The sequence below is a fragment of the Arthrobacter sp. 9AX genome, assembly GCF_902506095.1.
GTDB lineage: Bacteria > Actinomycetota > Actinomycetes > Actinomycetales > Micrococcaceae > Arthrobacter.
The window spans coordinates 737,199-749,709 of the sequence record NZ_LR733293.1; the positions used below are offsets into that span (position 1 = coordinate 737,199).

Annotated in this window: 14 protein-coding genes; 11 read left to right on the plus strand and 3 right to left on the minus strand. The window is 65.3% G+C overall.

Features of this window, described 5'->3' with window-relative positions:
• Positions 1–36: 36 nt before the first annotated feature.
• The 6 genes from BACI348_RS03435 to BACI348_RS03460 all read left to right on the plus strand — a co-directional run bounded on the left by BACI348_RS03435 (position 37) and on the right by BACI348_RS03460 (position 4,059).
• The gene (locus BACI348_RS03435) at positions 37–1,635 is read left to right on the plus strand and encodes a glycoside hydrolase family 68 protein (RefSeq protein WP_159823956.1); all 1,599 of its coding nucleotides are present in this window, start codon (positions 37–39) and stop codon (positions 1,633–1,635) included.
• A gap of 196 nt (positions 1,636–1,831) precedes the next feature.
• On the plus strand, positions 1,832–2,281 hold the full coding sequence (locus BACI348_RS03440; protein WP_159823957.1) for an Asp23/Gls24 family envelope stress response protein: 450 nt from the start codon (positions 1,832–1,834) through the stop codon (positions 2,279–2,281).
• Positions 2,278–2,469 (plus strand): hypothetical protein, encoded by a 192-nt coding sequence (locus BACI348_RS03445; RefSeq protein WP_159823958.1) that lies wholly within the window; start codon positions 2,278–2,280, stop codon positions 2,467–2,469. The genes BACI348_RS03440 and BACI348_RS03445 overlap by 4 nt, the downstream gene beginning before the upstream one ends.
• Complete coding sequence (locus BACI348_RS03450) at positions 2,466–2,846, plus strand: hypothetical protein (RefSeq protein ID WP_159823959.1); 381 nt, start codon at positions 2,466–2,468, stop codon at positions 2,844–2,846. The genes BACI348_RS03445 and BACI348_RS03450 overlap by 4 nt, the downstream gene beginning before the upstream one ends.
• Entirely contained in the window at positions 2,843–3,451 is a 609-nt protein-coding gene (locus tag BACI348_RS03455; protein WP_159823960.1) for a hypothetical protein, read from the plus strand. The genes BACI348_RS03450 and BACI348_RS03455 overlap by 4 nt, the downstream gene beginning before the upstream one ends.
• Positions 3,448–4,059 carry a hypothetical protein gene (locus tag BACI348_RS03460; RefSeq protein ID WP_159823961.1) on the plus strand — a complete coding sequence of 204 codons (612 nt, stop codon included), beginning with the start codon at positions 3,448–3,450 and terminating at the stop codon, positions 4,057–4,059. Before BACI348_RS03455 ends, BACI348_RS03460 begins: the two co-directional genes overlap by 4 nt.
• Before the next feature lie 15 nt (positions 4,060–4,074).
• On the opposite strand, the gene BACI348_RS03465 is transcribed toward BACI348_RS03460, so the two are convergent.
• Positions 4,075–5,877, minus strand: a complete 1,803-nt coding sequence (locus BACI348_RS03465) for a glycoside hydrolase family 13 protein (protein ID WP_159823962.1) — start codon at positions 5,875–5,877, stop codon at positions 4,075–4,077.
• A 140-nt stretch (positions 5,878–6,017) separates the two neighbouring features.
• Here BACI348_RS03465 and BACI348_RS03470 point away from each other — a divergent pair, with 140 nt between their 5' ends.
• The 5 genes from BACI348_RS03470 to BACI348_RS03490 all read left to right on the plus strand — a co-directional run bounded on the left by BACI348_RS03470 (position 6,018) and on the right by BACI348_RS03490 (position 10,677).
• Positions 6,018–7,304, plus strand: a complete 1,287-nt coding sequence (locus tag BACI348_RS03470; RefSeq protein ID WP_159823963.1) for an ABC transporter substrate-binding protein — start codon at positions 6,018–6,020, stop codon at positions 7,302–7,304.
• 6 nt (positions 7,305–7,310) lie between these two features.
• The gene (locus BACI348_RS03475) at positions 7,311–8,348 is read left to right on the plus strand and encodes a carbohydrate ABC transporter permease (RefSeq protein ID WP_159823964.1); all 1,038 of its coding nucleotides are present in this window, start codon (positions 7,311–7,313) and stop codon (positions 8,346–8,348) included.
• Positions 8,345–9,241, plus strand: a complete 897-nt coding sequence (locus tag BACI348_RS03480) for a carbohydrate ABC transporter permease (RefSeq protein ID WP_159823965.1) — start codon at positions 8,345–8,347, stop codon at positions 9,239–9,241. Before BACI348_RS03475 ends, BACI348_RS03480 begins: the two co-directional genes overlap by 4 nt.
• Positions 9,238–9,486, plus strand: a complete 249-nt coding sequence (locus BACI348_RS03485; RefSeq protein ID WP_159823966.1) for a hypothetical protein — start codon at positions 9,238–9,240, stop codon at positions 9,484–9,486. Before BACI348_RS03480 ends, BACI348_RS03485 begins: the two co-directional genes overlap by 4 nt.
• Before the next feature lie 138 nt (positions 9,487–9,624).
• Positions 9,625–10,677: a LacI family DNA-binding transcriptional regulator gene (locus tag BACI348_RS03490; protein WP_159823967.1), complete on the plus strand. Its 1,053-nt coding sequence runs from the start codon at positions 9,625–9,627 to the stop codon at positions 10,675–10,677.
• Positions 10,678–10,717: 40 nt separating this feature from the next.
• On the opposite strand, the gene BACI348_RS03495 is transcribed toward BACI348_RS03490, so the two are convergent.
• Together BACI348_RS03495 and BACI348_RS03500 are read right to left on the minus strand one after the other, a co-directional pair.
• Positions 10,718–11,602: a DUF8083 family protein gene (locus BACI348_RS03495; RefSeq protein ID WP_159823968.1), complete on the minus strand. Its 885-nt coding sequence runs from the start codon at positions 11,600–11,602 to the stop codon at positions 10,718–10,720.
• Between the two features lie 34 nt (positions 11,603–11,636).
• Complete coding sequence (locus BACI348_RS03500; protein ID WP_159823969.1) at positions 11,637–12,443, minus strand: exodeoxyribonuclease III; 807 nt, start codon at positions 12,441–12,443, stop codon at positions 11,637–11,639.
• Positions 12,444–12,511: the final 68 nt, after the last annotated feature.

The window sequence follows — 12,511 nt, forward strand, 5'->3', positions numbered from 1 at the left end:
TTCCACGAACAGTTTCAACTCCGCGAGAAGAGCAAAATGCACAAGCACCCCCAAACCCCCCGGTTGCTGCGGTGGCGACCCGCGGCCGCAGCACTGGCGACGGCCGTAGCGGCCTCGGCCTTCCTGGCCGTCCCCTCCGCACAGGCCAACGAGCCGGCGGATCCGCCGGCCAGCCAGCAGCTGCCGGCCCCGACTCCCGGCTTCGCGCTCCCCACGGAACACACGCAGCAGGCCTTCGACCCGGCGTCGGACTTCACCTCCAAGTGGACCCGCGCCGACGCCAAGCAAATCATGGCCCAGAGCGACACCACGGTGTCACCCGGCCAGAACTCGATGAGCCCCGACGTTTCCATGCCGGAGATCCCCGAGGATTTCCCCACCATGAACGATGACGTCTGGGTCTGGGACACCTGGTCCCTGACGGACGAGAACGCCAACCAGATCAGTTACAAGGGCTACGACGTCATTTTCTCCCTGGTGGCCGACCGCCACGCCGGCTACGGCTTCGACCAGCGCCACTGGAACGCCCGCATCGGCTACTTCTTCCGCAAAACGAACGCCGATCCGGCCAAAGACAAGTGGAACTACGGCGGACACCTGTTCCTGGACAACACCTCCATCGGCAACACTGAGTGGTCCGGCTCCACCCGCCTGATGCAGGGCAACCACGTGAACGTGTTCTACACGGCCACCACCTTCCACGACGTGGCCGAGCGCAACGCAGGCGGCGGCGGCATCGCCCCGGACGCCGCCATCGCCAAGGCCCTGGGCAACATCCACGCCGACAAGAACGGCGTCACCTTCGACGGTTTCGAACACACCAAGCTGCTGGAGCCGGACGGAGAGATGTACCAGACCAAGGCCCAGAACCCCGGGTTCGCCTTCCGTGACCCGTACACCTTCGCTGACCCCGCCCACCCGGGCAAGACCTTTATGGTCTTCGAGGGCAACACTGCCGGGAACCGCGGCGACTACCAGTGCAAGGGCGAGGACCTGGGCTACCGGCCCGGCGACCCGCATGCAGAGAACGTCAATGACGTCCAGGGCAGCGGCGCGCACTACCAGACCGCCAACGTGGGCCTGGCCGTGGCAGACAACAAGGACCTGACCAAGTGGTCCTTCCTGCCGCCCATCCTCTCCGCCAACTGCGTGAACGACCAGACTGAGCGTCCGCAGATCTTCATCCAGAACGAAAACGGCAAGAACAAGTACTACCTGTACACGATCAGCCACCAGTTCACGTACGCCGCCGGCATGCGTGGCCCCGACGGCGTCTACGGCTTTGTGGGCGACGGCGTCCGTTCGGACTACCAGCCGGTGAACAACAGCGGCCTGGCCCTGGGGTCCCCCACGGACCTTAACCTGCCGGCCAACAACCCGAGCGGCTCCATCTCGGGCCAGCAGAACGGCCGCCAGTTCCAGGCCTACTCGCACTACGTCCAGCCGGGCGGCCTGGTGCAGTCCTTCATTGACAACGTCAACGGCGCGCGCGGCGGCTCACTGTCCCCCACCGTCAAGATCAACTTCAAGAACGGCGTGACCCAGGTGGACCGGAGCTTCGGCCAGAACGGTCTCGGCCCCTTCGGCTACCTGCCCACTAACGTCAGGGTTGGCGGCGAAGGCCTCTACAAATAGAATGCGGCGCCTGCCGCACCGCCGCTGAAACCGGCGGCACCGCCCAGGCGGGGATGTCCTTGGGGGCTTCCCCGCCTGGGTCGTTTAACACAGGCGGTCGCTTAGCACCCGCAGTCCTTTAATACCGGCGGCAGGGTATCCGGCATATGACCGCGGGCTAGGGATAGGGTTGGAACAACAGAAGGGGGAGTGCCACATGGACTACCAGAACCCACAACCCAGCCAGGGCAGCCACGCGGTACCGGTTCCCGCGCCCGGCCTTGGCCGCACCGTAATCTCCGAAACCGCTGTTGCCAAGGTGGCGGGGATCGCTGCCCGTGCCGTCCCCGGCGTCTACTCGCTGGGCTCCGGCCCGTCCCGGGCGCTGGGAGCCATCCGCGACGCCGTCGGAAGTTCAGACCATGCCGCCGGCGTGCACGCCGAAGTGGGCGAGACGCAGGTGGCCGTTGATATCAACCTGGTGGCGAGCTACGGAACGCCGCTGCATTCCCTGGCCAACGAGGTCCGCGCCGCCGTCTACCGGGCGGTCGAGGAACTGGTGGGCCTGCAGGTGATCGAGGTCAACGTGGAAATCACTGACGTTTACGTGCCGCCTCCGGTGAAACCCGCCGTATCCGGCCCGGCCGAGCGGGAGGCACTGCAGTGAACCTCACCGTCGCCGGCACCGCCATGGGCGCTTTCGTCGCATTCATGTCACTCCAGTTCGGGTTGTGGGGCTTCCTGATTTCGCTTCTTTTTATGGCTATCGGGGCACTCCTGGGCCGCGCCGCGGAAGGGAAACTGGATCTGCGCGGCGTCCTGGACGCCATCATCGGCCGGCGCTCGTCCTCATGAGCTCCGCCGCCCCGCTGGTCCGGGCGCAGGGGTTCAGCGGCCACAACCGCATCAGCACCCAGGCACTGACCAGCCTCGCGAAAGCCGCCGCGGCCCAGCTGCTGGGGGTGGAGGCGGAGGACGTCCGGGCTGACTGGGCGGACGACGACGGCCTGCTGGCACTGTCCCTCGTCACACCTATCAGCATCCCCCCATTGAACGCCGTGGCAGCCGATGCCTCCCGGGTGGACGCTGCCGGCGGCTCCATCCGCGAACGGACCGTCACGGCAAAGGCCCGCATCCTGGCAATAGTGACTGAGCTCAGCGGCGCGCGGCTGAGCCGGGTGGACATCAGGATCAGCGGGGCACGAATCAGCGAAGGGGGACGGGTCCGATGAGCCGGAACCAGGAAAACGGGTCGCCTGACATGGGACGGATCCTGCGCCGCGAAACCCATTCCTCGCGGGCAGTGGTTGCCACCGCCGCGGCGGTCCTGGTCATAGTCTTCGCAGCCTATGGGCTCCTTGAAGCCGGCGTCCATGCCATCGGCCAGCCAGCGTGGCTGATCGAGCCGCAGGTCGCAGCCGAACGCCTTGTGGCACTGCCCGCCGGAATCCCGCCGCTGCTCTTGGGAGTCATCGGGGCGGTGCTGGCCATGGTGGGCCTCGTCTTTTTCCTCAACGGGATCCTGCCGGGACGCCGTGCCCGCCACCTCCTGGGCGGCGGCCGGACCGCGGACGGCCCTGCCGTGGTGGTGGACGATGAAGTTATCGCCTCTTCGTTGGCGCGGCGGGCCCGGCTTGCCGCTAATGTCACGCCCGAACAGGTGATGGTGGTTGTCTCGCAGCGCCAGGTGGCAGTCAATGTCCGGCCCACGTCGGGGGTGCCAGTGGACCCGGATGCCGTGCTCGCCGCCGTGGACAGCGAGCTCGCTGCCATGGCGCTGAATCCGTCCCCTGAGGTGCACGTAAATGTGGCGCCGTCCGGAGTCATCGGCGCATGAACAGCACACCAACCCTGCTCAACCGGGTCCTGATCGCCATCCTAGGCCTGAAACTGCTGGCCGTGGGGGTCCTGCTGATGCTGCTGGCTACCGTTCCGGCCGTCGCTTCCTGGTGGCACTCCTGGTCCGCCGGGGTGTGGGCCGGCATGTACCAGGCCTTCAACGCCACGCGGTTCCCCGGGCGGCCCCAAAGCTGGCTATGGATCCTGGTGGCGCTGGCATTGCTGGTGCTGATCGCGCTGATGGTGGCCTGGGTTGCCCAGCAGGGGAAGGGCCGGGCCAACCTCCTGGCCATGGAATACGATCCCGGCGACGTCCCCGGCGACGTTCGGATCGGCGGGGGAGTAGCGGAGCAGGCCCTCAAGCATGCCCTGGCAAACCGTCCGGACCTGGCAGGGGCCACGGTGACCACGTACGCCGTCAAGGGCACACCCGCCCTGAAGGTGCGCCTGCTGCCGAGACAGGGGGTAGCGCCGCACCTGCTCGCCGACGAAGTGTACGCCCTGGTGGCTGCACTGGAAGCCGTTGTGGGGACCAGGATTCCGGTGCTCATCCACATCGGAGCCGGTGCAAGGACGCGCTTCAGCAGGGCAGAGCGCGTCCGCTGACCAGCGGCGGCGGCCTCAGTCCTTGGTGAGGTAGACAGTGCAGTCCACCGGGACCTCATCCATGCCGCTCCAGTCTGAGGCTGGCTCCGTGCCGCTGGAGAGCACCACGGTGTATCCCTGGGGAACAGGCGCGGACGCGAAACCGAGGTTGCCCAGCACCAGAACACCCCCATTGTGGAAGGCCAGGACTCCGCTTTCCGGAGCGTGGGCCTCGGCCCAGGCGAAGGAACCCCTGCCAAGCTCCCGGGCGGACCTGAAAGCAAGGGCTGCCCGGTAGAGCTCCAGGGTTGAGCCTTCTTCGCCGTCCTGCTGGTCGGCCGCGAGCGGTCCAAAGCTGTCCGGCTGCGGTAGCCAGGGCTTGGCTGCCGCAGCGCCGGCCACCGTAAAACCGTATCCGGGGGCATCCTGCCTCCACGGTAGCGGGACCCGGCAGCCGTCACGGCCTGTTTCTGCTCCTTTGGTCCGGTGGAACGTGGGATCCTGGCGGGCATCGGCCGGCAGCGTGGTGTGCTCGGGGAGTCCCAGCTCCTCACCCTGGTAGAGGTACGCGGAACCGGGCAGGGCAAGTGAGATCAGTGTTGCTGCACGTGCCCGCGCCAGCCCCAGGGCGGCGTCCGGCTGCTCATCGTCCGCGGCGATGCCTTTCGGGAAGGTGGCGGGGTCCTTGAGCCCGAACCGGGTGGTGTGGCGGACGGTGTCGTGGTTGCTCAGCACCCAGGTGCAGGGGGCGCCCACCGAGGCGGATGCCGCCAAGGAAGACTCAATGGCCTGCGCCATGCGCTCGGCGTCCCAGCCGGCCAGCAGGAAATCGAAATTGAAGGCCTGCTGCATTTCGTCAGCCCGGGTGTAGCGGGCAAGCCGTTCAGCCGGCTCCACCCAGGCTTCGGCAACCATCATGCGGTCCCCGTCGTACTCGGACAGCACCCGGTGCCAGTCACGGTAGATGTCGTGGACGCCGTCCTGGTCAAAGAACGGTGAAGGAGGATAAACCGGTGAGACGGCGCGGTGCGGCTCTTCGGCATCGGTATGGGCGCCAGGGGCGTCCCCGGGAGGGGAAGGCTCCCGCTTTACTTCCGGAGTGCCTTCCACCATGGCGGCAACACCTTCCCAATCCGGCAGGCCCGCTTCCTTGACCAGGCCATGGGCAACATCCACCCGGAAACCATCGGCACCCCGGTCCAGCCAAAAGCGGAGCACCGAGCGCATCTCTTCCTGCACCTCGGCATTGTCCCAGTTCAGGTCGGGCTGCTTGGTGTCGAAAAGGTGGAGGTACCACTCGCCCGGGGACCCGTCCGCGCCGGTGACCCGGCTCCAGGCGGGGCCGCCGAAGATCGATTTCCAGTTGTTGGGCGCCCGGTTGCCTTCGCCGGAGCCCGGGATGCCGTCCTTGCCCGGACGGAAGATGTAGCGGTCCCGTTCCGGGGATCCCGGGGGTGCGGCCAGCGCCTCCCGGAACCACGCATGCTCGTCCGAGGTGTGGTTGGGAACCAGGTCAACAATAACCTTCAGGCCCCGGCGGTGAGCTTCCCGCAACATGGCATCGAAGTCGGCCAACGAACCGAACAGGGGGTCCACCTGGCGGTAATCGGCAACGTCATACCCGGCGTCTGCCTGGGGCGATTTGTAGAACGGTGAGAGCCAGACGGCGTCCACACCCAGCCGCTGAAGGTATGGCAAACGCTCCGTGACGCCGCGAAGATCGCCCATCCCGTCGCCGTTGCCGTCCGCGAAGGACCTTGGGTACACCTGGTACACCACCGCGTCCGCCCACCATTCGCTACCCGGCGGCTGGCCTGCGGGAACGTCCGGATTGGACATTTGGTTCCTCTCAGATAACTTTTTGATGTAAACGCTTGCATTACCCGCTGCAACCTTACTAGTGTGATCGTCACCACATCAACCTCACCATGCAAGCGCACTGCCGACTTACTTGTCACTCAGCGAGGAGCTTCAAGCTTATGAAAACCCGATTCCTACTTCCGGCCGCTACTGCCGGCATCCTTGCCCTCTCCCTGACCGCCTGTGGCGGTGGCGGCGGCGGCGGCGGGACCACCGGTGGCGGCAGTGATGCCGGAGCCAATCTCGACAGCCGGGGACCCATCACCTATGTACAAGGCAAGGACAACAGCAACGTCGTCCGGCCGCTGATTGAAAAGTGGAACGCAGCCCACCCCGACGAGAAGGTCACGTTCAAGGAGCAGACCGACCAGGCTGACCAGCAGCACGACGACCTGGTCCAGAACTTCCAGGCCAAGAACGCGGACTATGACGTGGCCAGCGTCGACGTTGTGTGGACTGCTGAATTCGCGGCCAAGGGCTGGCTCCAGCCGCTCAAGGACAACATGGCCGTTGATACAAAGGGCATGCTCGAGCCCACGGTTGAGGCCGGTTCGTACAAGGGAACCCTCTACGCGGCTCCGGTCTCCTCGGACGGCGGCATCCTGTACTACCGCAAGGACCTGGTGCCGGAGGCCCCCAAGACCTGGGACGAGATGATGGGCATGTGCTCCATCGCCAAGCAAAACAACATCGCCTGCTACGCGGGCCAGTTCAAGCAGTATGAAGGCCTCACCGTCAACGCTTCCGAGGCCATCAACTCCGCCGGCGGGTCCGTCCTCAACTCTGACGGCAAGCCGAACCTGAACACCCCTGAAGCGGAGGAAGGCCTGAACAACCTGGTTGAAGCCTTCAAGAACGGCAACATCCCGGCCGAAGCCATCACATACCAGGAAGAGGAAAGCCGCCGAGCTTTCCAGGAAGGCAAGCTGCTCTTCCTTCGCAACTGGCCCTACGTCTACAACCTGGCCACCACTGAAGGTTCCTCGCAGGTGAAGGACAAGCTGGGCATGGCTGCCCTTCCCGGCAAGAGCGGCCCGGGTGCTTCCTCGCTTGGCGGCCACAGCGCAGCCATCAGCGTCTACTCGGACCACAAGGCAACCGCCCTGGACTTCGTGAAGTTCCTGGTTGAAGAGGAACAGCAGAAGTTCTTCGCAACGCAGGGCTCGCTGGCTCCGGTCTTTGGTGCACTGTACGAAGACCAGGAACTTGTGGCCAAGCTGCCGTACCTGCCGGTCCTGAAGACGTCCATCGAGAACGCTGTTCCCCGCCCGGTGACCCCGTTCTACCCGGCGGTCACCCAGGCCATCCAGGAAAATGCCTACGCGGCCCTGAAGGGTGAGAAGCCGGCGAAGGACGCACTGTCCGACATGCAGAAGTCGATCGAGACCGCCGGCGCAGGATCGTAGCGAGCCATGGCTACCGAATTAGGCCCGACGCCGGTCAAGCAGCCGGCGTCGGGCGGTACCGATCTCCATCACGCACCCAAGGGCGTAGGCGAAGACAACAGGATCCTCAGCCAAGGCAAATGGGCCTCCTGGCTGCTGGCGCCCACCATCATCGCCCTGGGTATCGTTATCGTCTACCCCATCATCAGCGCCATCGTGATGTCCTTCCAGAAGGACGCGGGGCTGGATCCGGTCACAGGCCTCTTTACCGAGGGTGGTCCCGCGGGCATCCAGAACTACGTCAACTGGCTGGGGCAGCAGTGTGCTGCCCAGGGCGGCGGAACCGTTGCCTGCCCGCCGGGCACGCTCGGCGGCCAGTTCTGGACCGCCACCGGAACCACGTTCCTGTTCACGGTGGTCACCGTGGCCTTCGAGACCGTGCTTGGTTTCTGGATGGCCATGATCATGGCCCGGACGTTCAAGGGCCGCGGCCTGGTCCGCGCGGCTGTCCTGGTTCCGTGGGCCATCCCCACCGCAGTTACCGCTCAGCTCTGGCTCTTTATGTTCGACTTCAACGGCATCATCAACAAGCTGTTCAACGTGTCCATCCTGTGGACCGGCAGTGAGTGGCCGGCGAAGTGGGCCGTGATCATCGCCGACACCTGGAAGACCACGCCGTTTATGGCCCTCCTGATCCTGGCCGGCCTGCAGATGATTCCAGCCGAAGTGTACGAGGCCGCAAAAGTGGACGGAGCCACCGCCTGGCAGCGTTTCCGGCTGATCACGCTTCCGTTGGTCAAGCCTGCGCTGATGGTCGCGATCCTGTTCCGTACCCTGGACGCGCTGCGTATGTTCGACCTGCCGTACATCCTCACCGGCGGCGCCAACAACACCACCACGTTGTCCATCCTGGTGATCAACCAGATCAGGCAAGGCTTCAACTCGGCGGCTGCCTTGTCCACCATCACGTTCATCATCATCTTCCTTGTCGCCTTCATCTTCGTCCGGTTCCTTGGGGCGAACGTGGTTGAGCAAAGTGGAGCGTCAGGAAAGGGGAAGAAATGACCACCGCAACAGCCGGAGCTGACCTGCGCGCACGCCAGGACAAAGGGCGGCAGGCGGCGCAGAACCGAGAGAAGTGGGCGCAGGTGCGGACCTACATCAGCGCTGCGGTCATTCTGGTCTGGTGCCTGGCCCCGGCCTACTGGATGGTGGTGACGGCCTTCCGCGAGGTGGGCTTCACCTACGACACCACCCCCTGGCCCACGCACGTGACGATGGATAACTTCATCACGGCCTTCGATACCTCGTTCGGCAACAAGTTCGGCCAGGCGCTGCTCAACAGCATCTTCATCGGTGTGACCGTCACGGTCATCTCTCTGGTGATCGGCGTCTTCGCCGCCTACGCACTGGCACGACTGAACTTCCGGTTCAAGTACCTTGTGCTGGGCTTCATCCTGGGCGCTTCCATGTTCCCCGGCGTTGCCCTGATCACCCCGCTTTTCCAGTTGTTCACCAACATCGGCTGGATGGGCACCTACCAGGCCCTGATCATTCCGAACATCTCCTTCGTCCTGCCGCTTACTGTCTACACCCTGACGTCCTTCTTCCGCGAAATGCCGTGGGAGCTTGAGGAATCAGCCCGTGTGGACGGCTGCACGCAGGGACAGGCGTTCCGGAGGGTGATTATGCCCCTGGCAGCCCCGGCCATCTTCACCACGGCGATCCTGGCCTTCATCTCCTCCTGGAATGAATTCCTGATCGCCAGCCAGTTGTCCAATGAGGCAACGAAGCCGGTGACGGTCGCGATCGCCAGCTTCGCGGGCGCGCAGCCCAACCAGATCCCGTACACGGCCATCATGGCCGCCGGCACCATCGTCACCATCCCCCTGGTGATCCTGGTGCTGGTCTTCCAGCGCAAGATCGTTGCCGGCCTCACAGCAGGTGCGGTCAAGTGACGAACAGCCCTTCCCGCCCCCGTTCACCGGGGGCGGGAAGCGACCGCCGCCGCAGGAGGACCGGGGAAGACTTCGACATCATCATCGGGTTCCTTGGTTTCTGGGCGTTGGTACTGCTCGTTGTCACTGTCTGGATGGAAGTGACGGCACAGCCGGCACTTGGCTGGGCGCTGGGCCTGCTCGCCACGCTTTTGGCAATCTACGGAATGGTGCGGCTGCGCCGGAAACTGCCGGACCGGAAGTAGGCCACCCGTTTAACCGCCGCCGTCGGCCGTCCGCCGCGGAGGTAACACTGCGATACATCCGCGCGCCCAAAATACTATGGCGTGGGGGTATTCGTACAGAGCAGGGCGGACTCCTGCAGGAAGTATTGAGGGGGCACCGTGGCACGCACAAGTGAGAGGTCCCAACGGGGCGGCCACAGCGGTGTCAGCATCGAAGATGTGGCAGCGGCGGCGGGAGTTTCCACGGCCACCGTCTCGCGGGCAGTGCGCGGCTTGCCGAGGGTTTCGCCGGCCACCCGGGAGAAGATCCTCGAGGTGGCCGGAAACCTCGGCTATGTGGCCTCCAGCTCCGCCTCCGGACTGGCCACCGGACGCACCAGGACCATCGGTGTGCTCGCCCCGTTCGTGAGCCGCTGGTTCTTCTCCAAAGCCATCGAAGGGGCGGACCGCGAACTCCACGCCCGGAACTACAACCTTTCGCTCTTCAACCTGGGCGGCCACGGCAGTAACCGGGAGCGGCTCTTCAGCAAGACCATGGTCTACAAGCAGATCGACGCTTTGCTGGTGCTGTGTATGGCGCTGTCGCACGATGAACTGGACCACCTCCAGAAGATCGATATCCCGCTGGTGGTTGTGGGCGGCCACGTCGAAGAATGCGCCTACATCGGCATCGATGATTACGCCGCCGCGTCCACCGCGGTGCGGCACCTGATCGACCTGGGCCACCGCAACATTGCGCTGCTGCACGGCGACGACGAAACCGACCTGAACTTCGATGTTCCCCGCGTCCGGATCCTGGCGTTCAAGGACGTGATGACCGCCGCCGGCCTCCCCACGCGCCCGGAATGGGACGAGTGGGGGGATTTTACGGTCCGCAGCGGGCAGGAAGCCTTCCGGCGGCTCTGGGCCAAGCAGGGGGAGAAGCCCACGGCCATCTTCTGCGCCTCGGATGAAATGGCCATGGGCGTCATCTTCGAAGCTGCCCGGCTGGGTGTCCGGGTCCCGGAGGAACTGTCCGTGGTGGGCATCGACAACCACGATTTCGCCGACGCCATGGGGCTCACCACGGTGGGCCAGCGGCCTGACGAGCAGGCGGAACTGGCCACCAAGATGCTCCTGGACGAACTGGACGGGGCGGAAGGATCGGTGCAGTCTGCCGTCGCGCCCCATGAGCTGATTGTCAGAAGGACGACGGCGCCGCCCCAGTCGTAGCGGCCGGGCCAGGTTCCGCGCCGGTTCAGGAAGCGGGGGTTCAGGAAGCCCGGGCCAGTTGCCGGATGGGAATCCAGCGGGAGGCCAGGCGGCGGTACGCCGCGGCGGCGCCGGTCATGTCGCCCTCGGCCAGGCATTCGATGCCAAGCCTGATGTCCATAGGCGAATCGTCCGGATACACCTTGTCCGCAACAGCGCCGTAGTCCAGTTCCACCATCGATTCCACGTGGAACGTTTCCAGCCACTCGGTGAGCTGGGCGAGGTCATCGAGCATGTCCAGGTCCGGTGCCGCGAGCGCCAGGTTGGCCACGGCGTACCGGGCCCGCTCCAGGGCTTCGGTGATGGGTGTCCAGACGCGGACCGTGAGGATCCGGCCGGCGGCCTCCACGACGTCCTTATGGTCCTGCTCCATAAACAGGGAAAACCAGCTGAAGGGGATGCCCCAGGTGGACGCGCGGGTGTGCACGCGGATGGACCCATCCCGGGCCTTTACCTGGTCGATGCGCTCCTGGTGCTTGTCGCGCTGCTCTTCGGGAATCAGCAGTTCCGCGAGGGGTCCGTGGATTCCCTCCATCAGGGCGTTGGCAGCCAGGCCCGCCCGCAACACCAGCTGGCTGGGACAGTACAGCAGCACCGGCCCGCCGGCAGCGACGTCGTCGTCCGTTCCACCCGGGGCTGCCGGGGCGGTGGTGACGCGCACCAGGTCGGTGCGCCCTGTAGGGAAGGGGTCGCCGCCGGACCGGGTGATGCGTCCCAGCGAGGCCAGCAGTTCGGCGTTTTCGACGGCGGCACGGGAAGCAGAGCGCGCACCGGCGGCCTGGATCGCGGCGCGCTGTTCCTCGGGAAAGGCATCCAGCGGTTCGTAGACGCGCAGGGTTGACGAGAACGGCAGGCCGGCCTGGCCCCGGTAGAGGTTTCCCGTCATCACGGTCTCCTTGAATGGGTCCAGGTTTCTGTCATCAGTCGGCCAGTTCCACCAGCACCGGGGCGTGGTCCGAGGCGCCCTTGCCCTTGCGCTCTTCGCGGTCGATCGAGGCTCCAGTGACGCGCGCGGCCAGGGCCGGGGATGCCAGCACGAAGTCGATCCGCATGCCTTCCTTCTTGGGGAAGCGCAGCTGGGTGTAATCCCAGTACGTGTAGACGCCCGGGCCGGGGGTGTAGGGCCGCACCACGTCGGTGAACCCTGCCGACTCGAAAGCGTGGAACGCGGCGCGCTCGGGCGGGCTGACGTGCGTGTAGCGGTTGTTGACGAACAGGTCGATATCCCAGACGTCGTCGTCGAACGGTGCGATGTTCCAGTCGCCCATCAGCGCCACCTGGGCTTCGGGGTTCTGCGTGACCAGTTCCTGGGCGTGCGTTTTCAGGCTTTCCAGCCATTTGAGCTTGTAGGGCATATGCTCATCGTCCAGCGAGCGGCCATTGGGGACGTACAGGCTCCAGATCCGGACCCCGGCGCAGGTCGCGGCCATGGCGCGTGCTTCCTGCACGGGGTCCTTGCCTGCCTTGCCGAACGAGGGCTGGTCCAGGAAGGTCCGCTCCACGTCGTCCAGCCCTACCCGGGAGGCGATGGCGACGCCGTTCCACTGGTTGACGCCGAAATGGGCCACCTCGTAGCCCATCCGCTCGAAGAGCTCCCAGGGAAAGTTGTCGTCCTTGCACTTGGTTTCCTGGATGGCCAGCACGTCGCAGTCACTGCGCTGGAGCCAGGCCTCAACGCGGTCGGCACGGGCACGGAGCGAATTCACATTCCAGGTAGCAATCTTCACAGTTCCTAACTTACCGCGAGCGCTGGACTTGCGGACGCGGCGCTGCCCGGTCCGGTGGAGTTTAGTTG